Annotated in this window: 21 protein-coding genes; 10 read left to right on the top strand and 11 right to left on the bottom strand. The window is 71.8% G+C overall.

Annotation, left to right across the window (positions count from 1 at the left end; genetic code table 11):
• Positions 1-4 precede the first annotated feature (4 nt).
• Positions 5-631 carry an FMN-dependent NADH-azoreductase gene (locus tag ADK67_RS13775; protein ID WP_053716924.1) on the bottom strand — a complete coding sequence of 209 codons (627 nt, stop codon included), beginning with the start codon at positions 629-631 and terminating at the stop codon, positions 5-7.
• A 95-nt stretch (positions 632-726) separates the two neighbouring features.
• Positions 727-1371, bottom strand: a complete 645-nt coding sequence (locus tag ADK67_RS13770; RefSeq protein ID WP_053716807.1) for a TetR/AcrR family transcriptional regulator — start codon at positions 1369-1371, stop codon at positions 727-729.
• Between the two features lie 102 nt (positions 1372-1473).
• Between ADK67_RS13770 and ADK67_RS13765 the strand changes: the two genes are divergently transcribed.
• The 3 genes from ADK67_RS13765 to ADK67_RS13755 all read left to right on the top strand — a co-directional run bounded on the left by ADK67_RS13765 (position 1474) and on the right by ADK67_RS13755 (position 4764).
• Positions 1474-2379: an NADP-dependent oxidoreductase gene (locus ADK67_RS13765; protein ID WP_053716806.1), complete on the top strand. Its 906-nt coding sequence runs from the start codon at positions 1474-1476 to the stop codon at positions 2377-2379.
• The gene (locus ADK67_RS13760) at positions 2376-3185 is read left to right on the top strand and encodes a hypothetical protein (protein WP_053716805.1); all 810 of its coding nucleotides are present in this window, start codon (positions 2376-2378) and stop codon (positions 3183-3185) included. The genes ADK67_RS13765 and ADK67_RS13760 overlap by 4 nt, the downstream gene beginning before the upstream one ends.
• A gap of 82 nt (positions 3186-3267) precedes the next feature.
• The gene (locus ADK67_RS13755; RefSeq protein WP_053716804.1) at positions 3268-4764 is read left to right on the top strand and encodes a hypothetical protein; all 1497 of its coding nucleotides are present in this window, start codon (positions 3268-3270) and stop codon (positions 4762-4764) included.
• Positions 4765-4813: 49 nt separating this feature from the next.
• Here ADK67_RS13755 and ADK67_RS50780 read toward each other — a convergent pair whose 3' ends face one another.
• From ADK67_RS50780 to ADK67_RS13735, 4 genes are all read right to left on the bottom strand, one after another.
• Positions 4814-5596 (bottom strand): IS630 family transposase, encoded by a 783-nt coding sequence (locus ADK67_RS50780; RefSeq protein WP_197289435.1) that lies wholly within the window; start codon positions 5594-5596, stop codon positions 4814-4816.
• Positions 5485-5955, bottom strand: coding sequence for a helix-turn-helix domain-containing protein (locus ADK67_RS52500; protein ID WP_197289434.1), 471 nt, complete (start codon positions 5953-5955; stop codon positions 5485-5487). Before ADK67_RS52500 ends, ADK67_RS50780 begins: the two co-directional genes overlap by 112 nt.
• Positions 5956-6042: 87 nt before the next feature.
• The gene (locus ADK67_RS13740; RefSeq protein WP_053716802.1) at positions 6043-7446 is read right to left on the bottom strand and encodes a hypothetical protein; all 1404 of its coding nucleotides are present in this window, start codon (positions 7444-7446) and stop codon (positions 6043-6045) included.
• On the bottom strand, positions 7446-8306 hold the full coding sequence (locus tag ADK67_RS13735) for a WXG100 family type VII secretion target (protein ID WP_053716801.1): 861 nt from the start codon (positions 8304-8306) through the stop codon (positions 7446-7448). The genes ADK67_RS13740 and ADK67_RS13735 overlap by 1 nt, the downstream gene beginning before the upstream one ends.
• Before the next feature lie 164 nt (positions 8307-8470).
• Here ADK67_RS13735 and ADK67_RS13730 point away from each other — a divergent pair, with 164 nt between their 5' ends.
• Entirely contained in the window at positions 8471-9340 is an 870-nt protein-coding gene (locus tag ADK67_RS13730) for a class I SAM-dependent methyltransferase (RefSeq protein ID WP_053716800.1), read from the top strand.
• On the opposite strand, the gene ADK67_RS13725 is transcribed toward ADK67_RS13730, so the two are convergent.
• Positions 9306-9743: a DUF4267 domain-containing protein gene (locus ADK67_RS13725; RefSeq protein ID WP_063797595.1), complete on the bottom strand. Its 438-nt coding sequence runs from the start codon at positions 9741-9743 to the stop codon at positions 9306-9308. The two genes, ADK67_RS13730 and ADK67_RS13725, sit on opposite strands and share 35 nt — an antisense overlap.
• Before the next feature lie 90 nt (positions 9744-9833).
• Here ADK67_RS13725 and ADK67_RS13720 point away from each other — a divergent pair, with 90 nt between their 5' ends.
• Positions 9834-10403: a TetR/AcrR family transcriptional regulator gene (locus ADK67_RS13720; protein WP_053716799.1), complete on the top strand. Its 570-nt coding sequence runs from the start codon at positions 9834-9836 to the stop codon at positions 10401-10403.
• Here ADK67_RS13720 and ADK67_RS13715 read toward each other — a convergent pair.
• Positions 10400-10807 (bottom strand): PPOX class F420-dependent oxidoreductase, encoded by a 408-nt coding sequence (locus tag ADK67_RS13715; RefSeq protein ID WP_053716798.1) that lies wholly within the window; start codon positions 10805-10807, stop codon positions 10400-10402. The two genes, ADK67_RS13720 and ADK67_RS13715, sit on opposite strands and share 4 nt — an antisense overlap.
• Before the next feature lie 193 nt (positions 10808-11000).
• Between ADK67_RS13715 and ADK67_RS13710 the strand changes: the two genes are divergently transcribed.
• The 3 genes from ADK67_RS13710 (at position 11001) to ADK67_RS13700 (ending at position 13601) form a co-directional block, all read left to right on the top strand.
• Positions 11001-11756, top strand: a complete 756-nt coding sequence (locus ADK67_RS13710; RefSeq protein ID WP_053716797.1) for an SDR family oxidoreductase — start codon at positions 11001-11003, stop codon at positions 11754-11756.
• On the top strand, positions 11753-12673 hold the full coding sequence (locus ADK67_RS13705; protein WP_053716796.1) for an RNA polymerase sigma-70 factor: 921 nt from the start codon (positions 11753-11755) through the stop codon (positions 12671-12673). The genes ADK67_RS13710 and ADK67_RS13705 overlap by 4 nt, the downstream gene beginning before the upstream one ends.
• 154 nt (positions 12674-12827) lie before the next feature.
• The gene (locus ADK67_RS13700; RefSeq protein WP_157620265.1) at positions 12828-13601 is read left to right on the top strand and encodes a hypothetical protein; all 774 of its coding nucleotides are present in this window, start codon (positions 12828-12830) and stop codon (positions 13599-13601) included.
• 11 nt (positions 13602-13612) lie between these two features.
• Here the strand turns inward: ADK67_RS13700 and ADK67_RS13695 are convergent, their stop codons facing one another.
• From ADK67_RS13695 to ADK67_RS13685, 3 genes are read right to left on the bottom strand one after another with little or no spacing between them, the layout of a single operon-like run.
• Positions 13613-14791 carry an FAD-dependent oxidoreductase gene (locus tag ADK67_RS13695; protein ID WP_053716794.1) on the bottom strand — a complete coding sequence of 393 codons (1179 nt, stop codon included), beginning with the start codon at positions 14789-14791 and terminating at the stop codon, positions 13613-13615.
• Positions 14788-15369 carry a PadR family transcriptional regulator gene (locus tag ADK67_RS13690; RefSeq protein ID WP_053716922.1) on the bottom strand — a complete coding sequence of 194 codons (582 nt, stop codon included), beginning with the start codon at positions 15367-15369 and terminating at the stop codon, positions 14788-14790. The genes ADK67_RS13695 and ADK67_RS13690 overlap by 4 nt, the downstream gene beginning before the upstream one ends.
• A 51-nt stretch (positions 15370-15420) precedes the next feature.
• Positions 15421-15903 (bottom strand): GNAT family N-acetyltransferase, encoded by a 483-nt coding sequence (locus ADK67_RS13685; protein ID WP_053716793.1) that lies wholly within the window; start codon positions 15901-15903, stop codon positions 15421-15423.
• A 148-nt stretch (positions 15904-16051) separates the two neighbouring features.
• Between ADK67_RS13685 and ADK67_RS13680 the strand changes: the two genes are divergently transcribed.
• A complete protein-coding gene (locus ADK67_RS13680; RefSeq protein ID WP_053716792.1) occupies positions 16052-16624 on the top strand; it encodes a snapalysin family zinc-dependent metalloprotease in 573 nt (190 codons plus the stop codon).
• Between the two features lie 92 nt (positions 16625-16716).
• The gene (locus ADK67_RS13675) at positions 16717-17016 is read left to right on the top strand and encodes a DUF6191 domain-containing protein (RefSeq protein ID WP_053716921.1); all 300 of its coding nucleotides are present in this window, start codon (positions 16717-16719) and stop codon (positions 17014-17016) included.
• Positions 17017-17042 lie beyond the last annotated feature (26 nt).

Below are 17042 nucleotides of genomic sequence, written 5' to 3'. Positions count from 1 at the left end.
CAGGTCAGAAGTTCGCGGCGGCCTTGGCGGCCTCCTCGTGCGCCCGCTCACGGCGCGCGTCGGCGTCGGCGGTCACCAGGTTCGGGCGGAACTCGATCTCGGTGATGTCGGTGATCCCCGCCCAGCGCAGCCACCCGCTGAAGAACGGCCGCTGGAAGTCCTCGCCGAACGCCGGGCCGCGACCCTCCCCGTACACAGCGCCGGTGTAGACGACGGCCGCCTTCCTGCCCGTGAGCAGACCGGCGTAGCCGTGCTCGGGGTCGAACCCGAACGCCATGCCCGGCTGGCTCACCACGTCGATGAACTGCTTGAGGACGTAGGGCACGCCCGCGTTCCACATGGGCACGCTGAACAGGTACGCGTCGGCGGCGGCGAAGCGGTCGAACGTCCTGGTCGCGGCCTCCCACGCCCGCGCGGCGGCACCCGTCGGCTCCTGCCCCGCGAACACCGCCATCTTGGCCGCCGCGGCGTCCGGCCCGAACGGGGGCAGCGTGCCGTCCCACAGGTCGAACTCGTCGACCCGGTGGTCGGGGTGGTTCGCCCGGTAGGCGTCGAGGAACGTGCGGGCGATCGACAGCGACTCCGAGGCCTCGCCCCTCGGCGACGCGGAGATGTGCAGCAGGGTCGTCATGGTCCAGTCCTCCGTCACGATGCCATCAACCGGACTGCGGTCCGGTTGATGGCCACTCTAGCGGACTGCGGTCCGGTTTCGCGCGGAGACGTGGATCACGGCATGATCCGACCGGTGAGGACCAGTCGGGCCAGGTGGGTGAGGTCGGTGGCGACGCGCTCGGCGGAGAACACGTCGCCGGTGGCGTGCCGCAGGTCGGCGGCCAGCGGTGCGAGCAGCGCGTGCGCGAAGTAGTCGGCGTCGAGGTCCGGCCGCGCCTCGGCGAGCAGGATGCGCACGTGCAGGTGCCAGAACCGGTACGCGCCCGTCCGGTAGCGGGCGCTCGGGCTGGCGGTCTCGGACAGCCGCACCAGGTCGAGGTTAGCCTCCAGGAAGTCCGCGTACGCGACCACGAACGCGACCAGCCGCTCCCCCGCGGGCGCGTCCGGCCCCAGCGGCGGCGGCCCGCCGAGGATCGCGGCCTGCAGTTCCTCCTCGCGCGCGCCCAGCAGCGCCGAAGCCAGCCCCGCCTTGTCGCCGAACCGGCGGAACAGCGTCCCCTTGCCGACCTCGGCCGCCGCGGCGATCTGGTCCATCGACACCTCCGCGACGCCGTGCCGCGCGAACAGCCGCGCCGCGACGTCGAGGATCTTGGCCCGGTTGCGCGCCGCGTCGGCCCGTTCCCTCGGCGCGGGCTCGCGCAGCCGGGCCAGTTCGACGTCCTGGGGCGCACCACCGCCGCGCGCGGGCTTGTCGGTCATGACGGCGGACTGTAGCCGGGAGACCGTGCGAAGGCCGCGACATCGCCTTGCCGGTGCGGTCGAGCACGCGACCGTCCACCGCGAGTCCACTGAGGAGACATCGTGAAAGCCGTTGTGCTGAGCCGTTTCGGCGGTCCGGAAGAGCTGCGCCCCGCCGAGGTCGAACGGCCGGAGCCCGGTGCGGGCCAGGTGCGCCTGCGGGTGCGGGCGGCCGGGGTGAACCCGTACGACGCGGTGGTCCGCGCGGGCGGCATGGAAGCCGTCTTCACCACGCCGTTGCCGACGATCCTGGGCATCGAGGTCGCGGGCGTGGTCGACGCGGTCGGCGCGGACGTCACCGACTGGTCGGTCGGTGACGACGTGCTCGGCTGGTCCGACACCGGCGCGTACGCCGAGTTCGCGTTGGCGACCACGGTCGTGCGCAAGCCGGCGGGGCTGTCGTGGGAGCACGCCGTGACGCTGCCCGTGGCCCTGGAGACCACCGACCGCGTGTTCGGCCTGCTCGACGTCAAGCCGGGCGAGACGTTGCTGGTGCACGGCGCGGCGGGCGGCGTGGGCTCGATCGCCGTGCAACTGGGCGTGCTGGCGGGGTTGCGGGTCATCGGCACCGCCGGTCCGGCCAACCAGGAGCACGTCGCCGCGCTCGGCGCCACGCCGACGACCTACGGCGAGGGCTTGGTGGAACGGGTGCGCGCGTTGGCGCCCGAAGGGGTCGACGCGGTGTTCGACGTGGCGGGCAAGGGCGCGCTGCCCGCGTCGATCGAGCTGCGCGGCGGCACGGGCCGCATCGTCACCATCGCCGACTACGCCGCCGACTCGCTGGGCGTGGTGTTCACCGGCGGCCCACAGCAGCGGTCCGCCGAACGCCTCGCCGAACTCGCCGAGCGGGCCGCGAAGGGCGAGGTGGTGACCACCGTCGGCGGCACGTTCCCGCTGGCCGACGCCGCCGAGGCGCACCGCGTCAGCGCACGGGGCCACGGGCGGGGCAAGCTGGTGCTGACGGCGTGAGCGCCCTGGCGGTCGTCGAGCTCGACCGGACCACGTCGGAAGGCTGGGACAAACCGGCGAAGCCCCGGGAGCTGGGCACCGTCGCGGGGCTGCGCTTCGTCGCGTCCGGCGTCGAACTCGCGGCGTGGCGCGGTGGCGCACGCGCGTGGTGGCACCGGTGCGGCGCGAACCCGCGCGCCGTGCACGTGAGCGAGGACCGGCTGCTGGTGCTGACCGACAGCCGGGACTACCACGCGTGGGGCCACCTGGGTCCGGCGCTGCTGCTCGACCTCCGCACCGGCGACCGGCTGGCGGAGTTGCGCGGCGACCGGGCGGCGGCGGTGGACGGCGGCCGGTTCGTGCTCGGGCTGGAGGGCTACGGGATCTTCGAGACCTGGCTGCACGACCGGGACGGGGCGCTGCTGACCACGTGGCACACGTACGGCCACTACGTGCCCGACGCGGACGGGGTGCGCGTGGTCGAGTGCGACCGGCGGTCCCCCACCGCGTCGAGGTTGGCGCGCTTGCTGCCCGACGGCGAGCTCGAACGCGGTGACCGGCTGCGGAACGGGCAGGCCGCGGAGCCGGTGGTGCTGCCGGACGGCACGCTCGTGGTGCTGGACGCCGGCGTGCTGCTCGCGGTCGGGCACGACCTGCGTGCCGCGGTCCTGGCCGAAGTGGTGGACGTCGGTGCGGACCCGTGGCAGTTCTGGGGGACGGTGGAGCTGCGCGGCGACGTCCTGGTGGTCACCGCCTACGAGCACGTGCGGGACGTGTCCGTCTTCCTCACCCATCGCGTCCGCTACGCCTTGACGGGCGTCGCCTGACCCGAACCACCCTCTGGACACCTGGTCACACCTGCCTGTAACACATGGTTAACAAGTACCGGCAGGAGTCCGAGGAGGTCCGATGGCGGCACGGGACATGGATCGACGCGCGGTGCTGCGCCACGCGGGGGCGGCGGGTGCGGTCGGGGCGCTCTCGGCGCTGTTCGGTAACGTGCCCGCGATGGGTCAGCCGTCCACGACTCCGTTCGACCTGCACTTCGCGGTGGCGCACAAGCACCGCCCGTTCGACCTGGTCGCACCGCGTTTCGTGCAGTACGACAGCGCGATCACACCCCCGCCGGCCACCTCGACCACGCTGGTCCGGACCGGTGTGCGGCCCCGTGCGCCGTTCGGGTCGGTGCTGGTGGAGGTGCAGCGCGCCGAAGGTGTGGTGGTGGCGGGCCTGGCGGGCGGCGGCACGTCCGTGCTCGGCACGCTCGACGCGGCCGCGGGCAAGGCCGCGATCGAGGTGACCACCGGCGGCGTGACCACCGTGGTCAAGTCCGCCGACGTGCGCGTGACCGGCGCGTTCCGGTTCGCCGTCGTGGTCAACGAGAACGCGGTCACCGTCCTGGTCGACACCACCGGCGCCGGCATGGGCTGGCAACCGGTGCTGACCGAGCGGGACGGCGTGCGCGCGCTGGTCGACCTGCGGGTGCCCGCGGTGCTGGGCGGCCTCGACTACGCCTACGGCGGCCGTGGCGACGTGCGGCTCGGCCGGGTGCGCGCGGGCTACTTCGGCCAGGCGGGCGTCCGCGACCCGCACGTCGTGCAGCACGCCGACGGCAGGCCGTACATCCGCGACGGCAAGCTGTACGTGACCATGACCAACGCCGGGCTGGGCTTCTTCCAGCAGGCGCACTGGGCGGTCTGGACGATCGACCTGGCCGACCCGGCGAAGCTGGAGCAGGTCGCGATCCTGTTCTTCGAGCGCGACGGCGTGGTGCTGGGCGACCACGCCGGGCAGATCGTGTACGACGACCGCACCGGCCGGTTCATCCTGCTGATGAGCTCGTGGGGCGACTTCGCGTTCCGGGGCGTGCACATCCGGCACACCGCGACCACCGCGAACGTGCTGCGCGGCGTGCACGTCCTGCGCACCGAGCGGCTGCCGCTGCCGACCTCCGTCAGCTCGTGGGACCCGGCCCTGACCCGCGTCGACGGCCGCTGGCGCCTGGCGTTCGTGGAGAGCGAGGCGCAGCAGCCGGCGTTCGTGTTCCACCCGGCGCTCGCCGTCGCGGCTCCCGGCGCGGACTACACCGACACGCGGCTGGTCGGCGCGGACACCTCGGTGGACCAGACCGAGGGCACGATCATCCAGCGGGTCGGCCGCGAGTGGTACCTCTTCGCCAGCGACGGCGACGCGCGGCAGTACCCGGTGTACGACCTGGCGATGCGGAAGCTGGGCACGCTCGACGCGCCGTACGGCACGAACATCCCGCACCCGATGCTGCTGCCGGTCGGCCGCGAGTGGTGGCTGATCACGTTCGACGGCACGCAGTACGCCGAGCCAGTGCTGGGGTACGGCGGGCACGGCGACCTGATCGTGATGCGCAGCCCCGCCCCCGGCCGCGGGTAGCCGGGGGCGGACGCGCACCTGACAAAGCCCTACTAGTAGACCGTCGCGGCTAACTCTTGGGGTATAGGTGGCGGAGTTTGATGCGTGCGTCGTCGGTGGTGAACTGCCAGCGGATCTGACGCTGTTCGGTGTTGATGGCGTGTTGCCAGGCGGCGAGTTCGGTGTTGAGGGTGTCGAGGTCGCTGATACGGCGGTCGAGGCATTGCCGGGACAGTGCGGACAGTTCGATCTCGGCGATGTTGAGCCAGGAGCCGTGTTTGGGGGTGTGGTGGATCTCCAGGCGCTGGGCCAGGGCGAAGGCCTCGCCGGGTTCGAAGGCCTCGTAGAGCGAGGCGATGCCGTGGGTGTTGAGGTTGTCCATGACCAGCACCACGGTCCGGGCGTCGGGATAGTCCATGGTCAGGAGGTGTTTGACCTGCCCGGCCCAGTCGATCTTGGTTCGCCGGGGCAGGGCGTGGACGCGGCGCCACCCGCGCAGGGGCTCGGTGAACACGAAGATCGAGCAGGTGCCGCACCGGACGTACTCGCTGTCGTGGCGGGCATCGCGGCCTGGCCGGGCGGGGAGTGGTTCGCGGACCTGGCCGAGGAGCTGGAAGGGTTTCTCGTCCATGCACACCACCGGACGGGCGGGGTCGTGCGGCCGGGCGTAGACGGCGAGCACGTCCTCCATGCGGGCGGCGAACTCCGCATTCGCGCGCGGCGGGATGTTCCAGGACTTCCTCAGATGAGGACGCAGTTCCGTTTTTTTAAGACCCGGCCGATGGTGGAGTGGTCCAGGTTCGGGATGTCCTCGGTGAGTTCGACGTGTTTCTCCAGCAGCCGCAACGACCATCGGGCGTGTCCGGCCGGCGGTTGAGAGCATGCCAGGGCGATCAGTCGGGCCTCGACCTCGCCGGTCACCGGGGATGGAACCGGCGGAAGATCCCGTTTCTTGCGTGACACCGTGGCCAGCGCATCGCCACCGGTCTCGGTGAACCGCTTGGCGACCAGCCGCAGCATCTCACCCGACACCCCGAGGCGGGCCGCGATTACCTCCTTCGGGTCCGGCTCGCCCACCGAGGTGTCCAGATCCAGCAGGACCTGAGCCCGTCTGATTGACGACGCCGGATGCACACCCGTGGTGATCAGCCGGATCAACGCCTCACGATCCCGCGCCGACAACCTGACCGGCCGCTTCAACTGGGACGCCATGTCAACCGTCCTTGTCCGGCAGGGAGAAGGACCTGCCGGTCAACAGGCTCTCAGCCACAAGCACCACAACTAAGCAGCGACACGCTACTAGCCCTGCAACTGCTTCTCCTTGGCGAAGAACTCCTTGATCAGGTTGTCGCGCACCCGCGGCCCGTCGGCCTCGTACGGGCCGCCGGGTCCGGTGAGCTGCTCGATCTGGTCGAGCAGCACCAGGCTCTGGTCCCGCTGGGCGGGGTTCATGGTGAGCTGCTGCCCGCCCACCGTGGTCGGGTTGCCCTGGACGTAGTCGCGCAGGCCGTTCCAGTCGGTCGGGGGCTGACCCGGCGGCGGCTGGTAGGCCAGTCGCGGCGGGTTGCCGTTCGCGTCGTGGTGGGCGTTCTCGTTGACGAGCACGTTCTGGTACTCCAGCAACGTGTTCTGCGAGTTGTGGTGGTCGAAGCCGTGCTCCCGCTGCCGGGCGTGCCCGACCTCGTGCAGCAACGTCGCGTTGTCGTTGTGCTGGTCGTCGATCATGAGCAGGTTGCTGTCGCCGTTGTAGGCGCCACCGCCCTGCATGTCGAGGGCGTCGGCCGCCGGGGTGCCCGCGAACTCCGGGTCGGCCATCAGCTCGGGCGGGTAGCCCATCAGGTCGCCCAGCCTCATGCCCTGCTGCTCGGGGGTGAGCCCGTGCCGGTTCTCCGGCGGCAGGTCCATGACCGGCGTGTCGAGGGTGTACGCGCTGCCGTCGGGCCGGTTGCCCGTGGGCACGACGACCGCGCCGACGTCGTTGTGCACGCCGAGCTGCTGCCGGATGTCGCCGATGCGGTCGCCGATCGGCCTGGTGTCCGGGCTCTGCATCGGCGTGGCGTTCGGCGGTGGCGGCATCGGGCCGTCACCGGTCACCTCGGGCGGCGGCGGCACGGTGTTGTCCTGGCCGTCGGGCTTGTCCTGGCCGCCGGTGTCGCCGGGACGGTTCTCGCCGCCCTCGGGACGGCCGCCCGACGAGCCCGGAGGGCCCTGGTAGACGTTGTTGTCCTGGCCGATGTTGTTCAGGTTGTCCGAGATGTCGCTGTCGGTGGTGCGCATCGTCTCGGCCGAGTCGCGCACCTTCTGCGCGGCGTTGGCGGCGGCGTCCGCGGCGGCCTTGGTGGTGTCCGCCCCTTGGCCGATCGTCGTGTTCAGCGGTGACGCGATCATGCTTCCGAACGCGCCGTACGCCTCGGCCGTCGCCTGGTGCGAGCCCAGGTTCTGGCTGGTCGTGGTGAGGCCGTCGCCCAGGTTGTCCAGGTTCTGCGCCTGCCAGTCCAGGTTGTCCAGGCTCATCGCGCTGCCGTTGTCGCTGATCTGGTAGAAGTCGTCGAACGGGTTCTGCGGCGACGGCGGCGGGCTGACCTCGTACCGGTCGCTGAACGGGTTGCTGGTCGTGCTGGTGGTGCTGTCCGGGCTGCCCGGCGGCGGCGGGGAGCCGCCGGGTGGCGGCGTGGAGCTGCCGCCCCCTCCGACGCGGGCCATCAGACGGCCGCCTTCGCCTGGTCGCCGGTCTGCGGCGCGGGGCCCTTCTCGTCGCCGTAGAAGCCGCCGTACCCGCCGCCCGCCTTGACGGTCTCGTGCACGATGCCGCCCGCGTCGCCGAACCGCGAGAAGCCCTGCGCGATCGAGCCCATCGAGCCGCCGAGCTTGCCGAGCCGCGAGGCCTGCCTGCCCAGCGCGGCGATCAGCTTGGCGATCCGGGCGCCGATCTGCACCGCCAGCGCGGTGGCCGCGCCGACCGCGTAGCCGATGAACCCGACGATGGACGCGCCCAGCGTGAACACCGCGGCCGCCGCCGCGATCAACGCGCCCTTGACGAGCTGCGCGAGCAGGCCGGCGATCAGGTCGCGCACGATGTCGCGCAGGATGATGATCAGCGTGCCGGTCACCGCCGTGACGCGCGCCGTGCCGTCGACGACCTCGGCCAACGAGTCCAGCTCGCCGCCGAGCCGGTCCATGCTCTGCTTGAACGCCTCGGCCGCCTTGCCCTCCCAGCCGGTGAACTGGGCCATCGCGCTCTTGTGCAACTCGGCCTGGTCGCGGATCTGCTTGGCGTCGGCCTTGACCAGCTCGATGTGCGCCTGGATGGCGTCGCGGTCGCCCATCAGCATGTCCAGCGGCTCGCGGAGGAAGCTGACGTGCTCGATCAGCCAGCCGATCCCGGCCGCCAGCAGCGTGCCGATCGGGTCGATCGCCAGCGCCACCGTCGAGGCGACCACGTCGATGGCGCCGAACGTGATGTCCAGCACGCGTTCGGTCTCGCTCTGCGCGTCGCCCTCGATCGTCTTGACGAAGCTCGCGTAGCTCTCGAAGATGCCGGCTCCGGTCCACTGGTCGGTCATCGCCGGCCCTCCCCGGCCGTGTCGCCGCCGTACCGTCGCTCTACCACGGAAATCGCTCCCCCTGCTCGGATTCGTTCAGGCGACAGTGGATACCGGCGCGCCAACGACAGACCAACGTCCGGCCAACTCCGGGTTTCGACCTGCGTGTTTGGCATGCTCAGGGCGTGACGAACCACATCGACGAAGCTCTGCGGGCGTTGACGGACGGCGACATCGGCGGTGCCAGGGAGGCGCTGCGCGGCGGGGACACGCCGTTGGCGGCGGCGTTGGCCGAGCACTTGGCGGCGACGCGGGACGGCTCGGTGTACGACCAGCCCGCGGCGTTCGAGGCGTTCATCGACGGCGGCGGCAACGTGGGCCTGTACCGGGCGGTCACCGAGGCGTTGGGGAGGGTCCACGCCGAGGCGCGGCCGACGAGCCTGCTGGACATCGGCTGCGGTGACGGGCGGGCGCTGGCGCCCGTGCTGGCCTCGGCGCACGCGCCGGCCTCGGTGACGCTGGTCGAGCCGTCGGCGGCGTTGCTCGACGAGGCGGTGCGGGCGTTGGCCGGGCACGAGGTCGATGCCCGGCACACGCGGGTGGAGCCGTTCGCGGCGGCGTTGCCCGCGGACGCGGTGTTCGGCGTGGCCCAGTCGACGTTCGCCCTGCACGCGTTGCCGCACGAGGTGCGCGACCGCGTGCTGGCGGACCTGGTCGGGCACGTCGGCGTGCTCGCCGTGGTCGAGTTCGACGTGCCGGACCTGCCGCACGGGAGCCCGGAGCACCGGCGGTTCCTGGCCGAGGCGTACGAGCGGGGGCTGACCGAGTACGAGGCCGACCGGGACCTGGTGGCGCAGGGGTTCCTGATGCCGGTGCTGACCGGCCAGCTGGTGCCGGGCGCGACCCGGTCGACCTGGGAGCAGCCCGCCGCGCGGTGGGCGGAGCAGGTCGAGCGGGCCGGGTTCACCGATGTCCGGGTCACCCGGCTGCACGACTACTGGTGGTCGCCCGCGTTCCTGCTCACCGCTTCAGGGTCTCCAGGGTCTGCGGCTTGACGGTCTCCGACGTCGCCGTCGCCCGCTTCCGGGTCTCCCACAGCATCGACGCCGCCACGGTGAGCACCAGCACGGCCGCCGAGCCGTGCACGGCCAGCGCGTGGGCCACCGTGCCACCGTTGGACATCACGGCGATGCAGTCGCCGATCGGGATGACCGCGTCGGCCAGCACCACCCAGCCGAGGGCGCGGCGGTGCCGGAGCAGCAGCAGGATCAGCGCGGTCAGCGCGTAGGCGATGTCGCGGACGCCCTTGACCACGAAGTACCCGTTGCCCTCCGGCCACGGGTCGATGCCGAACCCGGCCGCCGAGCCCTGCGGGTCGAGCAGGAAGCCCAGGCCGAAGTAGAAGCCCGCCAGGACGACGAGCACGCCGAGAACAGTGTTGATCCGGTGGTGGGACATGACCCGACTCCAGGTGCTAGCAGTGCTAGGTACAAGAGCGACACTAGCTTCTCGTGCGCTCGAATGTCTAGCGCTGCTAGCATCCGAAGCGTGTCCATCCAGGAACGCCGCGAACGCGAACGCGCCGAACGCCGTCGGCTGATCATCGACGCGGCCAGGGAGCTGGCCGAGGCGGAGGGGTGGGACGCGGTCACCACCCGTCGTCTGGCCGAGCGCGTCGAGTACAGCCAGCCGGTGCTCTACAGCCACTTCAAGGGCAAGGACGCGATCGTGCGCGCGGTGGCCGTGCAGGGTTTCGCCGACATGACCGAACGCATGCGCGCCGCCCGCACGGCCCACCGCTCACCCGTGCGGGCGCTCCGCGCGCTGGCGGTGGCCTACTTGGACTTCGCCGCCGAGCGTCCCGCGCTGTACGACGCCATGTTCGTGCGCGAGGTCGACCTGTCGTTCGGCACGGCCGAGTCGCCGCCCGAGCTGCGGGCCGCGTTCGGCGAGTTCGTGGCCGTCGTCGAACCCCTCGCCGGCGACGACGACGTGGAGACCAGGATCGAGGTGTTCTGGAGCGCTCTGCACGGCCAAGCCACCCTCGACCACGGCCGCCGCCTGCGCCCAACCCACCGCCGGGCCCGCCTCGACCTGCTGCTGAGCCGCTTCTCCTAGTGCACCGTCCTGGTCGACGGGTACCAGGCGTCACCGACGGGCTCGCCCGCGAGGTTCCAGCTCCAGGACACCGTGGGCGTGATGCGCAGGTAGGTGCCGGGGCCGACCAGGCCGGTCCGCTCGAACGGCTGCTCGGCGTCGCCGTACACGCGGATGCCCCGGGCGACGAACGGGTCGAGCGACACGAGGTCGTCGACCACCAGCGCCACCTTGTGGTGACCGGCGGCGATGTTGCGGAACTTCCGGGTACCGCGCACGGTCGGACCGCCGCCGACCCACAGGAACGTCCCGTCGAACTCGACGGCCACCGGCACGACGTCGGGCTGCCCGCCCGCGCCGAGGGTCGCCAGCCGGCCGAGCGGCTGCGACCGCAGGTAGTCGATCTCCTCGTCGGTGAAGGCCATGCCGAAAACTATCCGGATCCAACGGCGGGCGCGACGCGACGACGACCGGGGGTCAGGGGCATCGTGCGAACGGCTCGCCGGGGCGGACGGCGACGCTGCGCCGCCCCGGTCGTTCCCGTCCGGATGTCACAGGGCGCGAGGCTGTCTCGTCTCGGGTTCCGAAGGCGGTTCGGCGGAGGACGAGGAGCAGGTCATGAGCGAGCAGAAGGTCGCGCTGGTCACCGGGGCGAACAAGGGGATCGGCCGCGGGGTCGCGGAGCACCTCGCGGCGCTGGGCATGACGGTCCTGGTCGGCGCCCGGGACCGGCGGCGTGGTGAGGAGGCGGCCGAGGCGCTGCGCGCGGTGGGCGGCGACGCGCACGCCGTGACGCTGGACGTCACCGACCAGGCCACCGTCCGCGAGGTCGCGCGGCACGTCGAGGAGCGCTTCGGGCGCCTCGACGTGCTGGTCAACAACGCCGGCATCACCGGTTCCGGGCAGGTCTCGCCCGCGGACGCGCACGACCAGCTACCCGGCTCGGTCGACCTGGACATGGTCAGGGAGGTGTTCGAGACCAACGTCTTCGGGGTGATCGCGGTGACCAACGCGATGCTGCCGCTGCTGCGGCGGTCACCCGCGCCGCGCGTGGTGAACGTCAGCAGCCACGCCGCGTCGCTGACCCTCACCAGCGACCCGCACGGCCCGTTCGCCGCGCTGCTGCCGTCGGCCGCGTACTCGCCGTCCAAGACCGCGTTGAACGCGCTGACCGTGCAGTACGCCAACGAACTGCGCGGGGACGGCATCCTCGTCAACGCCGTCGCACCCGGCTACGTCGACACGGACAGCAACAACCACACCGGGTTCCTCACGGTCGCGCAGGGCGCGGCGGTCGTGGTGCGGCTGGCCACGCTCGGCGCGGACGGACCCACCGCGGGGTTCTTCGGCGAGGAAGGCCCGGTGTCCTGGTGACCCGTGACGAGGAGTTCGAGGAGCTGCGCCCGCTGCTGTTCTCGATCGCCTACCGGATCCTGGGCAGCGTGGCGGAGGCCGAGGACGCGGTCCAGGAGACCTGGCTGCGCCACGACGCCTCGCCGACCCGGCCGACGTCGACCAAGGCGTTCCTCTCGGCCGTGGTCACCCGGATCTCGATCGACGTGCTGCGCTCGGCCCGCGTCCGGCGCGAGGAGTACGTGGGGCCGTGGTTCCCCGAGCCGCTGCTCACCGACCCGTACCAGGACCCGGAGCGGTCGGCGGAGCTGGCCGACTCGCTGTCGGTGGCGGCCCTGCTCCTGCTGGAGCGGCTGTCCCCGCTCGAACGCGCGGTCTTCGTGCTGCGCGAGGTGTTCGGGTTCGGCTTCCCCGAGGTCGCGGCGGCCGTGGGTCGGTCGGAGTCGGCGTGCCGCCAGCTCGCGGTGCGGGCGCGCCGGCACATGGACGCGGGCCGGCCCCGGTTCGAGGCCGACCGGCGGGAGCGCGACGAGCTCGCCGGACGGTTCTTCGACGCCTTCCGGGAAGGGGACGTGGACGGTGTGCGGGAACTCCTCGCCGCCGACGTGCGATTGGTCGGTGACTCCGGCGGCAAGGCGCCGCAGTGGGCCGCGCGGTTCGTCGGCGCGGAGAAGGTGGCGCGGGTGCTCGCCTCGCTCGTGCCGCCGTTCGTCCGGATCGGCGGTGTCGTGGAGCCCCGGCCGGTGAACGGCGAGCCGGGCGCGGTGTTCCGCGACCGGGACGGCAAGGTGGTCAACACCTGGGCGCTCGACATCGTCGACGGGCAGATTCACACGATCCGCACGGTGATCAACCCCGACAAGCTCGGGCACGTGGGTCCGGTGGCGGACGCCTGGGCGGTGCTCCGCGAGACGACGGCGGCGGCCAAGACCACATAGGACGGTCCGGTCGGGAACCCCGCCTGTCCGGTGTTCACCGGACACCGGTGGAGCCATTGATCTCCTAACGTGTTGATCAGCTGTTGCACCGGCGCACGCGTGTACGCCGCCAGGGCGACAGCTCTCCGATCGACAACCCCCTGGAGGATGCGCCGTGACCACCCCATCGACACCCCGTCGACGGCGAAGGTTCGGCAAGGGCCTGGTGGCCGTCGTCGCCACCGGGCTCCTGCTCGCCGCGTGCGGAGGCGGTGGCGGCGTCGCGGGCAAGACGCCGACACCTCCGACTGCTCCCAGCGTCAAGTCGATGGAAGAGGTGAAGGCGGCCAACATCGAGGCGTGGAAGGCCTGTGACATGTTCGCCGACCACGTGCGCGAACTCGCCGAGTTCCTCGACTACCAGAAGTTCGCCGACGACCTGCTCAGCACGAACGGCCAGAACACGGCCGGGGTCCGGCTGTGCGAGGGGCGCGCCCTCTTCTACGAGGACCCCAAGCACCGGTCCAACAACGCCGAGGGGTTGATCTCGATCGGGTTCGGCACGGCCAACATGGAGGGCCACCTCTACCACGACGAGAAGTACAAGACGCCGACCGGGCGGTACGACCTGATGTTGCAGCTCATGCGCGACGTCTACGAGGACGAGGCCGGCAGCCTGGCCGAACGCACCCTCGACGGTCCGTGGGAGAAGGCGACCGTCATCCTGGGTGACACCGGCACCGGCACGACTCTCAGTGCCTTCGTCGTGGACACCAAGCGCGACTTCATGCTCCGGATGACCTTCGGCGGCCTCCGCATGAAGCACCACGGTGACAAGCTGACGTGGGACTGGGAGAAGGCCTCGAAGCACTTCCGCGAGGTCACCATGGTGAACGCCTACCAGGCGATGGCCGATCGCATCGACCATCCGCTCGACTACCCGCGCTAGAGCCGAGTCGGTCAGGCCGCGGTGGTGAGGGTGTCGTCCCACTCGATCCGGTGGTCGAACTGCCAGGTGAACCTCGCCGGGTCGGCGAACTTGAACGCCAGGGGCATCAGCGCGTCGCGCAGCAGGCGGCCCACGGGTCCGGCGGCCTTGTCGCGGTTCGTCCGCGCGGCCTGGGCGATGATCCGCTCCACCCGGCCGCGGCGCAGCGCCTCGTAGGTCCGGAACGCCTCGTCGTGCGGCAGGTCGCGCAGGCAGCGGGCCAGTTGCACGGCGCTCTCGAACGCCAGCGAGGCGCCCTGGCCCGAACTCGGCGACGTGGCGTGCGCGGCGTCGCCGACCAGCACCAGCCTGCCGCGGCTCCACTTCGGCACGCTCGGCACGTCCTCCAACGCGCCCGTCACGACGAGGTCGGCCGGGTCGGTGGCGGCGATCAGGCGCGCGGCGGGTGTGCGGTCGGCGGCGAACGCCTCGCCCAGCACGGCCAGCCACCGCGCCGGGCTCGTGGCCCGTGCTTCGGCGGTGGTCAGCGGTGTCTTGTGCGGCAGGTTGGCGAACCAGCCGCCGGAGCCGTCGTCGCCGACCTGGTAGCCGAAGAACGCGCGCTTGCCCGAGACGAGCCGCATCGCGCCGCCGGACGACGGCTCACCGGTCCGCGCCAGCCGCGCGCCGAAGCCGAGCAGACCGGCGTAGCGCGGGCCCGGCGCGTCCGGGTCGACGACCCGCCGCACGGTCGACCGGATGCCGTCCGCGCCGACCAGCACGTCGGCGTCCACCTCGGAGCCGTCGGCGAACCGTGCCGTGACGTGCGTGCCGCGGTCCACGGCGTCGACGAGTTCCTTGCCGTGCTCGATGCTGATCCCGCGCCGGAGCGCTTCCTCTCGCAGCACGCGGTAGAGGTCGTAACGCCACACGAGCAGTTGGGGCGGTTCGCTGCCGAACCGGCCGAGCGTCTTGCCCGTCCAGCTCTGCAGCTCCATCGCGGTCATCGGCGTGCCGATCTCCCGCACCGCGTCGGCCAGGCCGACGACCTCCAACGCCTGCAACCCGTTGGGCGCGATGCTCAGCGCGCCGCCCGAGCCGTCGGCCGTGCGGTCGTACCGCTCGTGGACGGTCGCCTCGATACCGGCCTTCCGCAGGGCCAGCGCGGCGACGGGCCCGCCGATGCCGCCGCCGATGACGGTCGCTCTCATCGTTCCTCCTCGTGGAAGCCCGCCCACAGCGGGCGCCAGTCGTCGATGCGCTCCAGGAAGTGCCGGACGAACGCCACCTCGGCGTTCAGCAGCGCGATGCGGTACTCCTCTTCGACCAGGAAGAGCGGGTGCGCGTCGGCGCCGGCCACGATCGCCTCGGCCTCGGCCAACTGCCGGCGCAGCCCGTCGAGCCGGTCGCGCAGCAGCGCGGCCACCTCGTCCGGGTGCAGGGCCGCGATCATGGACAGGGCCGCGACGAACTTCGGGTGCTCGTGCGCCGGCTCGGCGACGAGCTCGCGCATCCAGTCCTTCAGCTCGGCGCGGCCGGCGTCGGTCAACGCGTAGACCGTGCGCTCCGGCCGCTGGCCCTCGCGGGACGTCTCGTGCTCCACGATGAACCCGGCCTTGGCGAGCTGGCCGAACACCATGTAGAGCGAGCCGTGGGTGAACTTGATGCTGCGGTCGTCACCGTGCGCCCGCATGAGCCGGCTCAGCTCGTAGGGGTGCATGGGCGCGCGGACGAGATAGCCGAGCACCGCCAGCCCGAGCAGGTTGCCGACCTTGCGCTTGGACGTCACCGCCACCTCCTAGTCAACTCTGACTATCCAGGAACAACTAGTCGGCGTCAACTATTCGTGTACCGATCGTCGCATGCACACCAGGCCGGGCCGGTCGTCCCAGGAGTCCTCATGGGTGAAGCCGAGGCGTTCGTAGAGGCCGAGGGCGTCCTGCCGCCACTGCCAGACCGACAACCGCACCGACCCCGCGCCGCTGTCGGCGGCGTGCCGCAGCGCCGAGCCGACCAGCGCCTTCGCCGCTCCCCTGCCTCGACAGGCCGGGTCCACCCACAGCCGCTTGACCTCCAGCGAGCCTCCGGTCGGCGCGGAGGCCACCACGCAGCCCACCGCGTTCCCGCCGGTCTCGGCCACCAGCACGGTGTCCGCGGCGAACGCGGCCCGCGGGTCGAGCACCTCGGCCCGGTAGCGCGGCGGCAGTTCCTCGACGGCGGACACCGCGGCGCCCTTCTCGGCCTCGGTCCGCAGGTGGTAGGCGAGCAGGAGGGGCGCGAGCGCCTGGTCACGCCACAGGGAAACGGTGATCTCGTCGGTCATGGCCGCAGCTTCACACGGCGGGCCGACCCGATCACAGTCGAACAACCCTACGTATGGGTCTGGTGACAACCGGCTACGCGCTGGTTCGTTGGGTGGCGGGAGCCTCCCCTGTCACACGGCTCCCTTCCCTGTACCCAAGGAGACCACCATGCTCGTACGAAAGGCGGTCGGCGTCCTCGCCGGCGTGCTGGGACTGCTGCTGCCGCTGGTCGCGGTGGCGGCGCCCGCCGCGTCGGCGGAGCCGCAGGCCCTGGTCCGCACCCTGTACTACGACGTGAGCCAGGCCCAGGAGTTCACCGCGGACTGGGATCGCGCCGCGACGAACTGGAACAACTCGGTGTCCAACGTCAAGCTGGCCCGCCGGGCGTCCGGCACGCCGGTCAACATCCGCATCCTCGCGGACAACGGCTGGCCGCGCGCCTACGTGACGTCGCTCGGCAACGGCACCGTCTACATGGGACGCCAGGCCGTCCAGCAGGGCTACTACCGGCCGCGGATCTCGACGCACGAGATCGGGCACATCCTCGGCCTGCCGGACCGGCGGACCGGCCTGTGCGCCGACCTCATGTCCGGCTCCAGCGCGCCGATCTCGTGCCGCAACGACCTGCCGAACGCCGCCGAGCGCGCCGAGGTCGAGCGCCGGTTCGCCGGTTCGTTCGCACCGGCCGACGTGCGTGCGGCGGGCTTCACGGGCAGCAGCACGGAGTGCTTCGTGTACTGACCTGACGACACCTCGTGGGACGGCACCGCGCCGTCCCACGGGGTACTCCGGAACCCTCGCGCCCCGCCGGCCGTTCGGACCGTGTGGACGCGGTGGAGACGGTGTTGGCGTGGAGCATCCCCGGCGGGACGTTGGCCGTGGTCGGGGTCGCGGTGTACGAACTGCTGCGCCAACGCCACCGGAAGCACAAGGGCACACCCCTGGCCACCACGACCGTCAACGAGATCACCGCGATGTTCTACGGCTCCAAGCGGATGGAGCTGGACCACCGCGACTCCGTGGCCGTGATGCGCGAGGAAGACACCCAAGGCGCCCCACCGCTGGACATCGACCTCGACCACGGCGTGGTGCGGCTGCGGCCGGGCCAGGACCCCGGAGCACCTGAACGGTGAACTCGGGGGTCCTGAGCGTTCGACAC

This window comes from Saccharothrix sp. NRRL B-16348 (genome assembly GCF_001280085.1).
Classification (GTDB): domain Bacteria; phylum Actinomycetota; class Actinomycetes; order Mycobacteriales; family Pseudonocardiaceae; genus Actinosynnema.
Note: the sequence above shows the minus strand (reverse complement) of the source record. Positions and strands in the feature narration are given on the sequence as shown.